Source organism: Bowmanella denitrificans (assembly GCF_039522935.1).
Lineage (GTDB): Bacteria > Pseudomonadota > Gammaproteobacteria > Enterobacterales > Alteromonadaceae > Bowmanella > Bowmanella denitrificans.
Genome location: NZ_BAAAEI010000006.1, coordinates 379,522 through 395,544, shown reverse-complemented (window position 1 = coordinate 395,544; position 16,023 = coordinate 379,522). Strand labels below are relative to the sequence as shown.

Here is a 16,023-nt window from a genome sequence, read left to right as displayed (position 1 = left end):
ATATCCCAGTGAAATCCCTGCTTTGACTGGCTAAAACGCAAGCAAGATGGTGCGTTTTTACCCAGGTGCCGACAAGGAAAGGTCCAGTCGGGCTGGTGCAACAAGAACAAAAAACAGGTTTTGGGGAGACACAATGAGAAAATTAGTAATCAGCGCTGCAGTAGCTTCGGTATTGGGGCTGACTGGTTGCGGCGGCGGTGAGTCATTAAGCGACATCCAGTCCGATGCAGACAACACACCGGCCAAACCTTTTGCCAGAATCGTGTTCGATCCTGGTGCCAGTACACCAAGGCTGAATGTACCAAACGATTTGTTGATGGCATCTAACCGCAGTCCGAACTTTTTTGACTTTACCATCAATACCGCCCTGGACTCAGGTTTTAATGCCGGGGATCCACAATCTGCGTTAACTGCACTGGACGGCTGGTCCACCCAGCATCCGTTTAAAATTGATATCGATGTGCCTAGTGGCGTTAGCCTGGATGGCGCTTCGGTCAGTGCCAGTTCCATTCGTTTGTTTGAGTCTACTCAGGCACTGGAAGGCCAGGAGCCCTTGTGCCAGGCCATTGCTGCTGAAGCGGGTGCTCCAGGATTGCCATGTGTTCTGGGGGATGAACTGCAATGGGGAGTCGATTATATTGCCCAATTGCCAACCGGCCAAAGTGGTGCGGTGCAATCCATTCAGGTTATTCCGCTTAAGCCTTTCAAACCCGCGCAGGGCTATATGCTGGTGGTGACCGATGACCTGAAAGATACCGATGGCAGACCGGTAAAAGGCTCAACCAGTTGGGAACTCGCCTCGCAGGACCCAGAAACGCATCCTTTAAGCTCTGCTGCGCAAAAGCAGTTACAGAATATACTGAACTTCTTTATGACCTTGCTCGGCGGTGAGGGGTTTGAACGGACCGATATCTCTTATGCGGCATATTTTTCAACCCAATCTGCAGGTAAGGTCCTTTCAACAGTAAAATCCATGCAGGTTGCTCAGTTTGCTCAGGCAGTCGGTGCAGGTATGGACCCGCAAACCGCAGCAGCTCAGTATTTGCCTGTTATTCAGATTGGTAGTGCGGCTGCCCCGGATGTGTATTCAGCCTTGGCCCCAAGGGCACTGGGCGAAGCTATGTGGACACAAATATCCGCCCTTGGCCTGAATACCTGTGCTGGTTTGGTGGCGGGCTTACAAAGTGCCAATCCGCAAATTGCCGGTACGGCCACGCAAGTATTTAATCAGTTGGGTATGTACTGCGCAGCAGGTATGCGTCAGGGCAGTATGCAACTGGATTATTATCTGAGTAAAACCGCACCTACCAGTGATTGGTGGCGCGCCGCCTGTACTAACGGTGCCATGCTTAAAAGCATGGGGGCAGAAGCCATCGGAACTATTGTGGCAGCGGGCCTGACCGGCCCTTACAATGCGCAGTGTCAGGCCTTATCTGAAGGACAGTTGTTTGACTTGGATTTAAAAACGGCGGGTGTGATTGATTTTGACGACCCACGCCACCTGACCAAGTTCAGCCCGATTCCTAAGAGCCGTGGAAAAGAATCCCTAACCGTTCAGATTACCGTGCCTGATCCTAATTACGCCAATATTATCAACGCGCAATTGGGGCAACCGGCCATCAGTAAACCTGCAGCAGGCTGGCCTGTGGTGATCATGCAACATGGTATTACCTCAAGGAAAGAGGACATGCTGGCTGCCACCGGGGTGCTCTCGCTGGCAGGTTTTGCCACCGTGGCTATCGACCATCCTTTGCATGGCAGCCGCGGTTTTACCATTGACGGCAAAGTGGTTAACGCCACAAGCGGTACCGGTGGTGCGCCCACTGATTATCTGAATCTGAGCAGTCTGCTGACCGCCAGGGATAACCTGCGTCAGAGCATTGCCGATATTCTGGGTTTACGTTTGGGGCTAAATGCTGATGTAGACTTGTCTAATGGCAGCCCTGCCTTGCTGGATGGCACCAATGTGTCCTTCCTTGGGCATTCGCTGGGGGCCATTACCGGTACCAGTGCAGTTGCCTTAGCCAACACCAGTCTGGGTGGTCAGTTGGTTCCCTTTGATGGTATGTATAAGATGCAGGCTTCTACATTGGCCATGCCTGGTGGTGGTGTAGGGGGCTTCCTGCTGGAATCACCTTCATTTGGTCCTTTAATCAAAGGCTCACTGATGGCGCAGGCTTCACCAGAGTTTCAGGCGGCGCTGCAGCAATATATGCAGGCCAATGGCATTCCTGCCGTGACGCCAGCATTACTTTCTGCCTTCTATCCACTGTTTGAAGCGCAGCTCAGCCCGGCTCAACTAGCCACTGCTAATGCCACCTTCTCAAGTTTTGCCTTTGCCGCGCAAACCCTGATTGATGCAGGCGATCCTACCAACTATGCCATGTCAGTTGGGGCCAGCACCCCAGTGCATATGATTGAAGTGGTGGGTGGCAATCAGGTTAATGGCGAAGTGAGTCTTCCTGACCAGGTCATTCCAAACAAAACCAGCCTGCCACTGGCCGGAACAGAACCGCTGGCTAAGCTGATGGGATTGTGGCCGCCTGTTGTGTCTGATACTCAGGGTAGTGGTCTGGTGCAATTTGCCGAAGGTACGCATAGCTCCATATTAGACCCTGGCCCAAGCGCCGCCGCGACAACAGAAATGCAGCGTCAGTTGGCTACCTTTATGGCGTCAAAAGGTATGCTGATTAAAATCAATAACACTGACGTGATTGCCCAGTAATCAAGCAAAGTGTAGAAACATAAAGCCAGGTCCTTGACCTGGCTTTATTTTTTCTGCCATCGTCCCCACATTCAACTGCATGACCAATTTGGAGAATCAAGCTTGGAATTTCTATACGAATACGGACTTTTTACGGCCAAGGCCGCCACCCTGGTTGTTGCCCTGCTATTAGCGGTGGGGGGCATTATTGGTTTGGCCAGCCGGCAGAAAGCCGACAAAGGTGAGCTGGAAATCCATTCTGTTTCTGAACGTCTTGATGAGCTGACTCAACATGCTAAGCAGATGATTCTGAGTAAGGATGAATGGAAACAGCAGGAAAAGGCACTGAAGAAACAAAAGAAGCAGGAGCAAAAAAAGAACAAATCTGAACCCGACGAGCCAAAACCTAACTTATTTGTGGTGGATTTTAAGGGCTCTATGGATGCCCACGAAGTGGACTCACTAAGAGAGGAAGTTACCGCGATTCTATGTATTGCCAAACCCCAGGACGAGGTTTTAGTACGTCTGGAGAGCGGTGGTGGTGTGGTACATGGCTATGGGCTGGCCGCCTCACAATTGCAGCGTTTACGCGACGCCGACATTAAGCTAACCGTTGCGGTGGATAAAGTGGCGGCCAGCGGTGGCTATATGATGGCTTGTGTGGCGGATAAGGTTATTGCATCCAAGTTTGCCATTATTGGCTCCATCGGCGTGATTGCCCAGCTTCCCAACTTTAATAAGTTGCTGAAGAAGCATGATATTGATTGGGAGCAGCATACTGCCGGCGAGTTTAAACGTACCCTGACTGTATTTGGTGAAAACAACGAGGCGGGCCGTCAGAAGTTTCGTGAAGAGCTGGAAGAAGTGCATAAGCTGTTTAAAGGTTTTGTGCAGCAGCATCGCAGTGAACTGGAACTGGACAAAGTTGCCACTGGCGAGTACTGGTACGGAGTGCAGGCACTGGAACTAAAACTGGTGGACGCGCTACAGACCTCAGATGACTTTTTGCTTAAAGCCAATCAGGACAAAAAAATCTTCCAGGTTAAATACAGCCGTAAGAAAAACCTGATGGAAAAACTGGGCAAAGCAGCCAGTCTGGCCATCGAGTCCAGCATTGGCCGCTGGTGGCAGAAATCACAGCATCCGCTGTAAAAGCTGTGTCGGCGAATGTTCTTACAGCGCCGACCTGTGGCCATCCCTGGATATCGTCGGTGAGTGCTCCATGCCACACCGGAATACGACCACCATGGATGGTGGAAGTGCAGAAAACGCAGGAGCAGCTTTTCTGCCCATCCATCCCTGGATATCGTCGGTGAATGCTCCATGCTACACCGACATACCATCCATCCCTGGATATAAAAAACCGCAATGACTTGCGGTTTTTTTGTGTTGCTAGAAGGGCGGTGAGCTTTATCGATTTTTCTCGAAGTGCTCGAAATCCACATTTTCCTCACGGGCACCGGCATTGGGGTTGTTGTAGGTATCCAGGTCCAGTTCCCCTTCGCTTTTGGCCACAATACAGGCCACGGTGCAGTCTCCGGTGACATTGACGGCGGTGCGGGTCATATCCAGCAACCGATCAACCCCAATAATCAGGGCAATCCCTTCCACCGGCAAACCAACCTGCTGCAATACCATGGCCAGCATAATCAGCCCTACACCAGGTACACCCGCCGTGCCAATGGATGCCAGGGTCGCGGTCAGGATCACCATCAGATAGTCTGAAACCGACAAATCCACCCCATAAACCTGAGCAATAAATACCGTGGCTACGCCCTGCATAATGGCGGTGCCATCCATATTGATAGTGGCGCCCAAAGGTACGGTAAAAGAGGCCACGGTATTTTTAACGCCTAACTTATTGCGTGCTGTTTCCAGAGTAACCGGCAGGGTAGCGCTGCTGCTGGACGTACTAAAGGCAAACAGTGCCGCGTCGCGCATCTTTTTAATCAGTTGCACAGGATTAAGGCCGGACAACAGTTTAAGCAACAACGGGTAAGATACAAAGGCGTGTACCAGCAGCACAAAGAGGACCAGGAAGAAGTACTTCAGTAAGCTGGTAAAGGTGTCAAAACCGATGGTGGCAAACAGCTTGGCCATCAGGGCGAATACCCCATACGGTGCCAGATTCATCAGAATCGTTACCAGGCGCATCACCACCTTGTTCAAATCTTCAAATAAGTCGCCCAAACGTTTGCCTGCACTGCCAGACATGGCCATCGCCACACCGAACAAAACTGAGAAAACAATAATCTGCAGCATGTTTCCTTCGGCCATGGCATTGATGGGGTTGGTGGGGAACATATTAATGATCACCTCAGACAGGGAAGGCGCTTCCTTAGCGCTGAAGGTGGTGTTGGTATCCAGGTTTATACCTTCACCCGGGGCGACCAGCAATGCAAACGACACCGCCAAACTGATGGCCAGCGCTGTGGTAAATAAGTAGAGCAAAATTGACCTGCCGCCCAGACGCCCCAATTTACTTGGGTCTGACAGATTACAGGTGCCACAGACCAGCGACACAAAAACCAGCGGCACCACCAACATTTGCAGGCTGGCGATAAAAATTTTACCTATGATATTAAATATACCTTCTACCAGAAGCGTATACGTAGAAACCTCCAGGCCTAATACCCGGAAGGCAAAATCTCCGCTATCATCAAACAGAGCTCGAAGAAGGGTTCCTAACAGAATGCCGGCCAGCATGCCGAAGAAAATTCTGGTGGTAAGACTGTACTTGGTTGCAGTGTGGGCCATAGATGTCCAGGTCGTTATAGTTATAAGCGGCTAAGACTAACAATTTTGCCGGATAAGCTGAAATTAAAAAATACCCAATTCAGACAAACGGCTTATCCATAAGACAATCAGAGGTTAGGGAGATAAGAATGAAGTCAACCTTTAAAGTCGTAGCTGTTTATTTATTGAGCCTGCTGCTCGTTGCCTGTGGTGGTGGCGGCTCGCTTAGCACCGATGGTGGGGGTAATCCCACTACACCGGTTGAGGAAGTCACCATCGGCTTTACTGTTGTGGATGCCCAGGGTAATGAAGTGAATCCCAGCAATAGCACGCTGAGTGCTGCCACGCCGTGGCGTATCAGAGCCAAAACTCAGGTAAATGGTGCCAATGCTGCCAATAAACTCGTCACCTTTGTTATGCCTGCCGATGGCTATGCGACATTTGATCCTGCCAGCGGCACAGCCACGTCAAATTCTGATGGCATTGCTGAAATTGGCATTAAAGCTGGTGAAGTTGCAGGTGGCTTTAGTGTGGTTGCCCGCAGCGGTGAATCTGATGACTTTACCCTGAATCTCACCTCTGCAGGGGATGGCAATCAAACATCCGTGGATATTGCCAAACTCAGTTTGTTTGCCAAAGGCCAGAATACCATTCTGCCTTCATCAGGTGCTGACGGTATTGAACTGATTGCCCTGGTGCAAAATTCATCTAATGCGGTGGTTGAAGATGTTGATGTGCGCTTTAGTGCCAGTTCAGGGCAGCTAGCCAGTAGCCTGGTGACCTCCGATGCTGAAGGTTTGGCTAACAATGTACTGAGTACCCGCAACGAACCGGAAAACCGGGATATTACCGTTACTGCAACGGCTGGAAACCAGACAGCACAGCTTACTATTCGGGTGGTTGGAACCACAGTGAAAATAAATGGTCCGGCTTCGGTCATCATCAATGATGAGGCAGAATTTGCTATTACTGTTGCCGATTCAGACGGAAATGGTCTGGTTGAACGGGCAGTGCAGCTCACCAGTCAAAGTGGTGAATTTCCAGATTTAAGCAGTGATACGGTGTTAACCGGTGCCAATGGGCAGATTCTGGTGAAGTATCGGGCTACCAGTGCAGGGCAAGATGCTATTACCGCGCGGGCACTTAATGCGCAGGCCAGCTTTACGGTTACCATTCAGCAGGATGACTTTAGTTTTCAGGGCTTACCTGCTTCCACAACTAAACAGATCCCAATTAATACCTCCAGTTCAATCAGTGTGCGCTGGTTTAAAAATGGTGTGGCTTACTCAGGTGGCACGGTGGCTTTTAATACCTCACGCGGGGAATTTGTTTCTTCCCACACGGCCACAACCAATGCCAGTGGTATCGCGGCGGTCAATATTCGCTCAAGTAATGCCGGGCTGGCCGCAATTTCTGCCGAGGGTACGGACGCTAATGGCAATATTGTCACTGCCCGCGCTCAGGTTGAGTTTGTGGCCACGCAGGCGGATCGCATTATTGTGGATGCCACGCCGGATACCGTCGGTCCTAATGGTCAAACTGCGACTATTACCGCATTGGTGTTGGATCCTGATGGTAACCTGGTTAAAAACAAACAGGTGGAATTTACCGTGGATGACACCAGCGCTGGCTCTATTTCTGCGCCAACCGCTATTACTGATAATCGCGGGGTTGCTACAGTGGTCTTTACGTCTAATGCCGTCACCGGTGCCGAATCTGTCAATATTAAGGCTGTGGTGGCAGACAATCGTAGCGTGGAAAGCTCAACATTGTTAACTGTGGCCAACCGTCCGTTTGATATTACGCTGGGTTCGGGCAACGTTGTTGTGGTACCCGAGGATAACACCACCTATATCAAAGAGTTTGCCGTTTTCGTTACCGGCTCCGATGGTGCGCCTATAGCGAATGAAGACTTACGTGCCGTGCTGGAGCCTCTGCCATACAGCCAGGGCGGCTATTACCGTAAAGGGACCTGGCAATGGGACAGTATTAGGGAAGTATGGGTACCGGTTGTCACCGCCACTTGTGTCAGCGAGGACGTCAATGATAACGGTTTACTGGATCAAAGCGCTACGGTTGACGAAGATACTAATGGTGACACCTTCCTGACGCCGGGTATTGTTGGCAGCCTCAGATTCAAAGACAGTGATTCGATCACCGATGAGAACGGACGGGTTACCTTACAGTACGAATATCCAAAAGACCGAGCGCCCTGGACCAGTGTGATTATTAAAGTGCTGGGTCGTTCTGAGCGTACAGAAGATGCAGAAGGCCAAGTCTATATTCTTGACTATGCCGGTGCTGATGCCGCAGACGAAAAGTCATCTCCACCCAATAGCTGGTATGGTACCGGGGCTAATTGTACTGATGTACTCTAATCGTCTTCTCTGAAGAGCAAAGTACCGGGCTTGTCCCGGTATTTTGCATTTAGGGGTTAAACCAACATCCCCTCAGCAAGCAAACCATTACCGCGTAAAATGGCCAGCAGTTCATCTGGCTGTTGTGTTTTTAACGGGTTGCCACCCGGGCGTAACTGGGCGTGGGGGAATTCGCGAAAGCTTTGCCAGTCCCCGGCCCAGTGCATACCGACTTCTCGGACTCCCTGACCATAAATATCCCAGTGTTCTTTGGCATCCACATAGCTCCATTCCGGTTTGCCACCCAGCAGTGGCACCGCGTCCCAGGCCTCGCCATAGTTATGCCAGGACTCGCCCGGCGCGGCATTAGTGACATGACGGCCATAACAAGGGCCAACCTGGTGAATAATATCGGCCAGAAAGCCAAAGCCACGTTGGCGAAACTTGTTTTGTTTGTCCTCTATTTCCGCTCTGGCCCTGGACTGCCGGTAAAGCCTGGCCTGCTCTTGCAATGGCCTTAACGTGCAGTAAATTAACAAGTCAAAGCCACCAACATCACGACAAAACTGTATTACTTGTTGCGCTTTGACTTTTACTTCAGGCACCAGGTCATTTAGGTCCCGTGACGCCATAGTGATTCTCCAGCAAAGGGGATAAAGTGACTCTAGTCGGTGAATAAAAATTCGCCAATTCGAATAAAAAAAGTAGACTCAGATTTTTAAGGAGAATAACGATGCAGATTCTGGGATTACGTTTTTGCCGCATTACTGATAATGCGGATGAGGTGATCGCGTTTTTTGACAAGTTGGGGTTACCTCGTCTTGATGGCTGTGATTTTGGTGACAGTGGCGCGATTTTCCCGGCCGGAAGCAGTTGGCTAGAAATCTGGCAGCAATCCGAGCATATGCCGGCCGGTTTTATGTTGCAGATCCTGGTGGACGATGCCGATGCCTTTGCGGCCCAGGCCAAAGAACAGGGATTGTCACCGCAGGGGCCCATGGATGAACATGGTGAACGTATCTACTTTTTACAGCCACCTGGCGGATTTGCCTTGTCTTTTCAGTCAAAGTTGCAATAAGTTTCGCCTTTTACGGTCTGTTTAAAGACTTTTTCAGGGTGAATACTTATTTAATGCCTAAAAGACTCTTATCCTCCCTGCAGTGGCTGCTGTTATTACTGGCTCTGGGGGCCATTTATCAGTGGCAGAAACGCCATTTGCTGGACACCGGCAGTGAGGTTTCCGTGACCGCCTTGCCACTGCTACAGGGCGGTACCGCCGAATTGGCAGAGCCAGGTAAGCCAACGCTGATTTACTTTTTTGCCCCCTGGTGCAATATCTGTGCAGTTAGCATAGGTAATTTGGACGGTCTGGATCACGAGCAGCTTAATATCAAACGCGTGGCAATGGATTATGCCTCGCTCAATGATGTGGCTGAATTTGTTGAGGATAACCAGGTGAAAGGCGATATTCTGCTGGGCCACGAAGGGCTAAAGCAGCACTTCAGGGTGTTGGGATACCCCACCTATTATTTGCTTGACGCAAACAATCGCATCGTTGCCAGCGATATGGGCTATAGCTCAACTATCGGCCTGAAAGTGCGCCAGGCTCTGGCGCTTTAGGTTTCACGCGCTGATTGGGGGCTAAGCGGCTGGTTCGACCCTTTTAGCTTGTGAGAAATGATGCACTTTATGTTAGATTAGCGCGGTCATTCACCTAACGTCATATTTACAATGAGAATAAGCTGCAATTTTGATAGCGGTAATATTCAGGTGGTGCGGGCTGAGTGCCCCGACGATATCCATCTGACCATCAAAAAAGACAACCAATCTGACTTTTATCAATGGTTCCATTTCAGGCTGGAAAGTCAGCCTATGGTTAACCACAAACTACGTATTGGCGATTTAGCCAAATCAGCATACCCAGACGGCTGGCAGGGTTATCAGGCGGTTGCGTCTTATGACCGTCAGGAGTGGTTCCGCGTGGACTGCGAGTTTGACGGTGATACCCTCACGATCGACCACACCCCCGAATATGCCACCACCTATTACGCCTACTTTGCCCCGTATTCATATGAACGTCATTTGGATTTACTGGCCTGGGCGCAGACGTCTTTTGACTGCGAACTAAGTCATTTGGGCGAAACACTGGACGGTCGCGATATGTCATTACTGACCATCGGCCATGCTGAACCCGGCAAAAAGGCCGTGTGGATTGTCGCGCGTCAGCATCCGGGTGAAACCATGGCCGAGTGGTTGATCGAAGGCCTGCTGGAAAGGCTGTTGAATGAAGACGACGGTCTTTCAAGACAACTGCTGGAACAGGCGGTGTTCTATGTGGTGCCTAATATGAACCCAGACGGCTCGGTCCGCGGCCATTTACGCACCAATGCCAAAGGGGTGAACCTCAACCGTGAGTGGGCGCATCCCTCTTTGGAAAACAGCCCCGAGGTTTACCATGTGCGGCAAAAAATGCAGCAAACAGGCGTTGATATGTTCCTGGATGTGCATGGTGATGAAGCTTTACCCTACAACTTTGTCGCCGGTGGTGAAGGTACGCCCAATTACAACGATAAGCTCGCTCATCTGGAAAGTACCTTTAAACAGGCATTAATGTTAGCTACGCCGGAATTTCAGGATACCTACGGTTATCCCAAAGATAAGCCAGGTGAAGCTAACCTGACCGTGGGCTCCAATGCCATTGGCAATGACTACCAATGTCTGGCTTATACCCTGGAAATGCCGTTTAAAGATAATGCTGAGTTGCCCTGTGCAGCCTATGGCTGGTCACCTCAGCGAAGCAGAAAACTGGGCGAGGATGTACTGGTTGCCATTCGCGCCGTACTCAGCCAGCTTTAACGACTCTATAGGGTAGGGAAGCCCGAATAAGCAAAAGGGAAAGTCTGACTTTCCCACTATAACAATAAGCGGTATTGCCGCAGTGCCTGGCACGCTGGACGCGCGCCGGGCAGATTTTAGCAACAGATGGTCATCTGAACCTGAATAACGATAACAAAGGGGAACGCGTTGGAATCCTTCAATCAGTTTTTACTCAGCCTGGACGGCATGTTGGGAAGTGCCGCCTGGTTTCCTTATGTGCTGCTGGGCGTTGGTTTGTTTTTTACTCTGTATCTGGGCTTTCCCCAGATCCGCTACTTCAAGCATGCCTGGCTGGTCGTCAGCGGCAAACTGGATAAGAAAGGTGCGCCCGGCGATACCACGCATTTCCAGGCCCTGACCACGGCTTTGTCAGGTACAGTAGGTACCGGGAACATCGGTGGTGTTGCTTTTGCCATTTTTCTGGGTGGGCCGGCTGCACTGTTCTGGATGTGGGCCACCGCCTTTTTGGGCATGACAACAAAGTTTGTTGAAGTCACGCTTTCACACAAATACCGGGTGAAAACCGAAGACGGTACCATGGCCGGTGGTCCCATGTACTACATGGACCGTCGACTGAATATGAAATGGCTGGCGGTTGCGTTCGCCATTGCCACAGTAATCAGTTCCTTTGGTACCGGTAACCTGCCGCAAATTAACAATATCGCGCAGGGTATGCAGGCAACCTTTGGCCTGGAACCGATGCTGACCGGCGGCGTACTGGCGGTATTGCTTGGTTTGGTCATCCTGGGGGGGATTCACCGCATTGCTAAAGTTACGTCCAAAATCGTACCTTTTATGTCGGTGCTGTATGTCATTGGTGCGTTGGCCGTTATTTTGTACAACGTCGAGAACATAGGCCCGGCCTTTGCGTCGGTTATCTCTGACGCCTTTACCGGCTCAGCAGCGGCAGGCGGCTTTTTGGGCGCTACTATTGCATATGCCTTTAACCGTGGGGTAAACCGTGGTCTGTTCTCTAACGAAGCGGGACAAGGCTCAGCCCCTATTGCTCACGCTGCTGCCAAGGCCGACGAACCCGTATCAGAAGGTATGGTGTCCATCCTTGAGCCGTTTATCGATACCATTATTATCTGTACCCTGACAGGCTTGGTGATTTTGTCTTCTGGTGTCTGGAAAGAAAAATTCGACAACGAATTTGAACGCGCCGATATGATGATTCTGGCCGGACAGTACGAAGAGCAACGGGACGAAGACCGTCATCAGTTATTCCTCTACCTCAACAAAGAAGAGGGGCACAGTGTTGAAACGTTCAACGGTAAAATTGAAGTGGTGGCAGGTAAAGCGGTAAGTCGCGGTTTCACTATTATCAATGCCCGCTCCATTGCCGAAGAGGTGGTATTTAGTGTTGATGCCAAAGAAGACCTTTACACCGGAACCCTGAATGTAGTGGACGGTCGCCTGCAAAAAGACAATATTCTGGTGTCGGGCAAATCGCTGGTGCATTCGGCGCAGCTTACTACGCTGGCCTTTACTCGCGGATTTTTTGGCGACTACGGTCAGTACATCGTATCTATCGGCTTGCTATTGTTTGCGTTCTCCACCGCCATTGCCTGGTCTTATTACGGTGACAGGGCCATGACCTATTTGCTTGGCCCCCGTTCGGTGATGCCATATAGGGTGTTTTACGTCGCGGGCTTCTTCTGGGCGTCATTCTCTGATACCACCCTGGTATGGAACCTGGCGGCCGTGGCCATTGTAGTGATGACCCTGCCTAACCTGTTCGGTATTATGGTGCTGCATAAGGAAATGAAAGAAACGGTCAACGAGTACTGGCGTGATTTCAAGGACAAACAGGCTAAAGACAAAGCCTGATTGGAATAAAACAAGCGCGGCCCAGGCCGCGCTTATGTTATGTCATTAAAAAAGGGGGAACCATGGCCCTGACTAATTGCCCATCGTGCAATAAGAAGATTTCCGACAAGGCCAAGTCTTGCCCACATTGTGGTTTTGCTGCCGGGGCGGCAAGTGAAGACGATATTCTGCGTAAGCAGCGCTTTAATAAATTTAAAAAGGCCCAATCCATTCAAACCCAGTCTATGGTTGCCATGCTGATGTTTATTGCTGGCTTTGCCATTTTGTATTGGGGGGACGGCCCGTCGACCGAGTTTGCCTGTAAGTTGTCATTTAATCTGGTGAATAACAGCAGTCCCATCTGCCTTTGGCATGGGCAGTTGCAGTACAATATTGCCATGAGTTGTTCGGTGATTGGCTTTGTCTGGTACGTGGTCAATCGCATTCGTTTGATTTTTATGAAGAAGTTCGATTAATGAATATTCAGCAGATGGTCAATGCCATGACCCCGCAGGTTTACCAGCGCTTGCTACAAGCGGTGGAAACCGGCAAATGGCCTGATGGTTCCACCTTAAGTGAAGCACAGCGTGACAGCAGTATGCAGGCGGTGATGCTTTATCAGGCTCAGGTCCTGAAGTCCGATGAGCATATGACCATTGGTGCAGATGGCAGCATAGTGCATAAGTCTAAACAAGAATTGAAACAGCAGTTCCAACCCTCTATTGCCAGGTTTAAAGCGGATGATATTTAAAAGTTTGTTTCGTCCCAAGTATCAGCATCCTGATCCTAAGGTCAGGCAGGCGGCCATTGCGGACTTAGACCCAGCCCAGCCAGAGCACAAGACGCAGTTACATGAAATGGCGTTCAACGATGAAAATCTTAACGTCAGGCTGGCCGCCCTGGATCGGCTGGACAGTTTTGCCCTGTGGTGGAAACTGGCACAGACCGAAAAGCAGGAACGCATTCATAAAAGGGCGCAGCAGCGGGTGGAAGCCACCTTACTGGAAGGTCAGGGGGAAAGTCTGAGCGATAAACAACGTCAGACCTTTGTGCAGGAATGTACCAATCATGGCTTGCTGGAAAAACTGTTACTGCAAAAATGGCAGCATGACGAGCCAGCGCTCAGTCAGGCAATTCTGGCTAAGCTTAACAAGGCATCTCTGCGGCAACGGGTAATGTTTGAAAGCCACAACGCAGATCTGCCGCTGCGACTGGCTGAACTGGAACAGGACGAAGACTGCCTGCAACGCATGCTGCGCAAGCATAAAGATAGCCGCGTGGTAGCGCTGGCCAGACAAAAGCTTGAAAAGTTAAGCCAGGATAAAATCGACAAGCAACAACTGGAAAAAAACTTGCGCCTGATCCTGGCTAAGTTACTGGCCCTTAAAGATAACCAGGATTATCCGTTATTGTGCCAACAACTGGATGAGCTCAAAGCACAGTTTTCTGCTTATCAGCAGCAGTTGTCTGAGCTGCCACAGGCAATCAACGAGGAGATCAGTCAGAAGTATCAGGATTTGTGTCAGAAGGCCGAGCGGCGTGCCGAGTCTGTCAAACAGGCCTGGCAACAAGCTGAAGCTGAGCGTGAAGCGGCTGAACTCGAGCAACAGTTGATAGCAAAGACCCGCAGTTTGCTTGAGACATTGAGCAGTCAGGATACTGCGCTGCAAATGACTGACCCACAAAGGCTGGATTTTATCCAGCGTATTGGCCAATGCCGGGCTGAGCTGAGTCATATCAGCAACAGTCGCGACACAGAGTCATTGCAAAATCGTCTTAATCAGGCCGAAATGGATCTGCAAAAACTCCCGGCCTTGCAACAAGCAGTGCAAGGGGCCAAGGCACTGCTGAGCACCTTGCAGGATGTTGCCGTGCCAGACAATTTGGCTGAATTGAATGAGGCGCAAAAAGCCTGGCAGGAAGCACGCAGTGCTTACCGTGCACTGAAACGTCAGTTTGATGCCTTATGGCCGCAGTCGGTGCAAAAAGACTGGCAGACGTTGGACAAGGCCTGGCAAAACGCTATTCATACCCTGAATCAGGAAGCCAAAGCACAACTGAATAAGGTCAGAGGCAGTCTGCGCAAAGTTCAGGAGTTGGTGCAAACCGGTAAGTTCCACGCTGCGATGTCCATGTATCAGCGAGTACAGCAATGGCATCAGGCCCTGCCTGAAACAGAGCAGGACAAAGTACAGCGTTTGTTCGAACAGGTCCGCGAACATATTGAAAACCTGAAAGAATGGCAGGCCTATATCGCCCAGCCGCGCAAACCTGCGCTGCTGGAAGAAATTCAGGCATTGGCTGATAAACCGCTGGATGCTAAAGCGCAGGCAGACAAGGTTAAACAACTGCGCAGCCAATGGAATACCTTAGGCAAGCTCGACACCGAGGAAGATCTGCAATTGAATCAGACCTTTGACTTGGCTTGTGAACTGGCGTTTGCGCCAGTCAGGGAACAATATGCGCTGGAACAACAACGCCGTGAAGCCAACTTGCTGGCCAAGCAGGGGCTGCTTGAACAGCTTCGGCAATTGCAGGTGCAGACAATGGACATGGACCAACTGGCCAAGTCTTTGCAGAGTCTGCAACAACAATGGCGTGATGTGGGCGACGTGGATTATCGCCAGTTACAGAATTTGAATCAGCACTACCGAGAGCTATGTGCACCGGTTAAAGCCAAACTGCAAAGCTGGTATCAGGACAATGAAGCGCAAAAACAGCGCCTTATCGATAAAGTGCAGGAGCTGTTGGCACTGGATGATATCAATGAAGCCACCCATCAGGCCAAGCAGGTACAGGAGAGCTGGAAGCAGGTTGGTCGTGTACGGGCTAAACAGGAAAGATTGTTGTGGGACGCATTTCGCCGTGCCAATGACGCACTGTTTGCTAAGCGCAATCAGGAGTTTGACAACCGCCGTCAGGCCAATCAAACCCTGCTCAGCGAAGTACAAGACCTTCTTAAACAAACGGAGTTGGCACTTGTTTCGCTGCAAAATCATGCAGAGTTGCTAACCTTGCAAGAGCAAACCAGTGAAAAGCTGCAAGCGCTTTTGGCACAACTGGATGATAAAGCTGCGCAGCAGGTGCAACGTGACTGGCAGAAAGTGCAGGACAAATTTGCGGCTAGGGCTGACACCTTGCGCCAGCAGCAGCAACTGGCTAAGTATGAGCTGCTGTTCGATGTGTTGGGTGGTTGGTCACAAAATCCGCCGCCAGAGCAGATTGAACGTTTGCCTGGCAGTTGGCGTCAGGCATTTTTGCAACCTGGCAGCGAGCAGAGTCGCTTGCAGTTGCTGATTAAAATGGAATTACTGCGTGGCCAGGCGTCAGCTACAGAAGACACTGAGCTTAGACGTGAAGTTCAGCTACAGATGATGACCGACAAACTTGAGCAGGGTGAAACACCGGATATGGACCAATTGTTATGTCAGTGGATTAATCAGGGGCCGTTAAGTGTTGAAGAACAGGAGCAATTGCCGCGCCTGACACGACTTTTTGCCCCCCCAGGTGGCATTTGACCCGCAAGCAATAACGCTGGCC

General features: G+C 50.6%; 12 protein-coding genes. 10 read left to right on the top strand and 2 right to left on the bottom strand.

Features of this window, described 5'->3' with window-relative positions; genetic code table 11:
• Window positions 1-133: 133 nt before the first annotated feature.
• Window positions 134-2,725, top strand: coding sequence for a VolA/Pla-1 family phospholipase (locus tag ABD028_RS04755; RefSeq protein WP_343842371.1), 2,592 nt, complete (start codon window positions 134-136; stop codon window positions 2,723-2,725).
• Window positions 2,726-2,827: 102 nt separating this feature from the next.
• Window positions 2,828-3,856: a protease SohB gene (gene sohB, locus ABD028_RS04750; RefSeq protein ID WP_343842368.1), complete on the top strand. Its 1,029-nt coding sequence runs from the start codon at window positions 2,828-2,830 to the stop codon at window positions 3,854-3,856.
• 258 nt (window positions 3,857-4,114) lie between these two features.
• On the opposite strand, the gene ABD028_RS04745 is transcribed toward sohB, so the two are convergent.
• Window positions 4,115-5,461, bottom strand: a complete 1,347-nt coding sequence (locus tag ABD028_RS04745) for a dicarboxylate/amino acid:cation symporter (RefSeq protein ID WP_343842366.1) — start codon at window positions 5,459-5,461, stop codon at window positions 4,115-4,117.
• A gap of 128 nt (window positions 5,462-5,589) precedes the next feature.
• On the opposite strand from ABD028_RS04745, the gene ABD028_RS04740 reads away from it, so the two are divergent.
• Window positions 5,590-7,818, top strand: a complete 2,229-nt coding sequence (locus tag ABD028_RS04740) for an Ig-like domain-containing protein (RefSeq protein WP_343842365.1) — start codon at window positions 5,590-5,592, stop codon at window positions 7,816-7,818.
• A 56-nt stretch (window positions 7,819-7,874) separates the two neighbouring features.
• Here ABD028_RS04740 and ABD028_RS04735 read toward each other — a convergent pair whose 3' ends face one another.
• Window positions 7,875-8,429, bottom strand: a complete 555-nt coding sequence (locus ABD028_RS04735) for a M15 family metallopeptidase (RefSeq protein ID WP_102796954.1) — start codon at window positions 8,427-8,429, stop codon at window positions 7,875-7,877.
• A gap of 101 nt (window positions 8,430-8,530) precedes the next feature.
• Between ABD028_RS04735 and ABD028_RS04730 the strand changes: the two genes are divergently transcribed.
• From ABD028_RS04730 to ABD028_RS04700, 7 genes are all read left to right on the top strand, one after another.
• Window positions 8,531-8,875, top strand: a complete 345-nt coding sequence (locus ABD028_RS04730) for a VOC family protein (RefSeq protein ID WP_343842362.1) — start codon at window positions 8,531-8,533, stop codon at window positions 8,873-8,875.
• Window positions 8,876-8,928: 53 nt separating this feature from the next.
• The gene (locus ABD028_RS04725; RefSeq protein WP_343842359.1) at window positions 8,929-9,417 is read left to right on the top strand and encodes a TlpA family protein disulfide reductase; all 489 of its coding nucleotides are present in this window, start codon (window positions 8,929-8,931) and stop codon (window positions 9,415-9,417) included.
• 111 nt (window positions 9,418-9,528) lie between these two features.
• The gene (locus ABD028_RS04720) at window positions 9,529-10,653 is read left to right on the top strand and encodes a M14 family metallopeptidase (RefSeq protein WP_343842357.1); all 1,125 of its coding nucleotides are present in this window, start codon (window positions 9,529-9,531) and stop codon (window positions 10,651-10,653) included.
• A gap of 168 nt (window positions 10,654-10,821) precedes the next feature.
• Window positions 10,822-12,504 (top strand): alanine/glycine:cation symporter family protein, encoded by a 1,683-nt coding sequence (locus ABD028_RS04715; protein ID WP_102796950.1) that lies wholly within the window; start codon window positions 10,822-10,824, stop codon window positions 12,502-12,504.
• A 62-nt stretch (window positions 12,505-12,566) separates the two neighbouring features.
• Window positions 12,567-12,959, top strand: coding sequence for a zinc ribbon domain-containing protein (locus ABD028_RS04710; RefSeq protein ID WP_102796949.1), 393 nt, complete (start codon window positions 12,567-12,569; stop codon window positions 12,957-12,959).
• Window positions 12,959-13,234, top strand: a complete 276-nt coding sequence (locus ABD028_RS04705) for a YeaC family protein (protein ID WP_343842354.1) — start codon at window positions 12,959-12,961, stop codon at window positions 13,232-13,234. The genes ABD028_RS04710 and ABD028_RS04705 overlap by 1 nt, the downstream gene beginning before the upstream one ends.
• The gene (locus tag ABD028_RS04700) at window positions 13,224-16,001 is read left to right on the top strand and encodes a DUF349 domain-containing protein (RefSeq protein WP_343842352.1); all 2,778 of its coding nucleotides are present in this window, start codon (window positions 13,224-13,226) and stop codon (window positions 15,999-16,001) included. The genes ABD028_RS04705 and ABD028_RS04700 overlap by 11 nt, the downstream gene beginning before the upstream one ends.
• The last annotated feature ends 22 nt before the right edge of the window (window positions 16,002-16,023 follow it).

Coding starts and splice junctions, on each gene's coding strand:
- ABD028_RS04755 (WP_343842371.1), top strand. CDS start 134: ATGAGAAAATTAGTAATCAGCGCTGCAGTAGCTTCGGTATTGGGGCTG.
- ABD028_RS04705 (WP_343842354.1), top strand. CDS start 12,959: ATGAATATTCAGCAGATGGTCAATGCCATGACCCCGCAGGTTTACCAG.
- ABD028_RS04735 (WP_102796954.1), bottom strand. CDS start 8,429: ATGGCGTCACGGGACCTAAATGACCTGGTGCCTGAAGTAAAAGTCAAA.
- ABD028_RS04700 (WP_343842352.1), top strand. CDS start 13,224: ATGATATTTAAAAGTTTGTTTCGTCCCAAGTATCAGCATCCTGATCCT.
- ABD028_RS04710 (WP_102796949.1), top strand. CDS start 12,567: ATGGCCCTGACTAATTGCCCATCGTGCAATAAGAAGATTTCCGACAAG.
- ABD028_RS04725 (WP_343842359.1), top strand. CDS start 8,929: ATGCCTAAAAGACTCTTATCCTCCCTGCAGTGGCTGCTGTTATTACTG.
- ABD028_RS04745 (WP_343842366.1), bottom strand. CDS start 5,461: ATGGCCCACACTGCAACCAAGTACAGTCTTACCACCAGAATTTTCTTC.
- ABD028_RS04740 (WP_343842365.1), top strand. CDS start 5,590: ATGAAGTCAACCTTTAAAGTCGTAGCTGTTTATTTATTGAGCCTGCTG.
- ABD028_RS04720 (WP_343842357.1), top strand. CDS start 9,529: ATGAGAATAAGCTGCAATTTTGATAGCGGTAATATTCAGGTGGTGCGG.
- ABD028_RS04730 (WP_343842362.1), top strand. CDS start 8,531: ATGCAGATTCTGGGATTACGTTTTTGCCGCATTACTGATAATGCGGAT.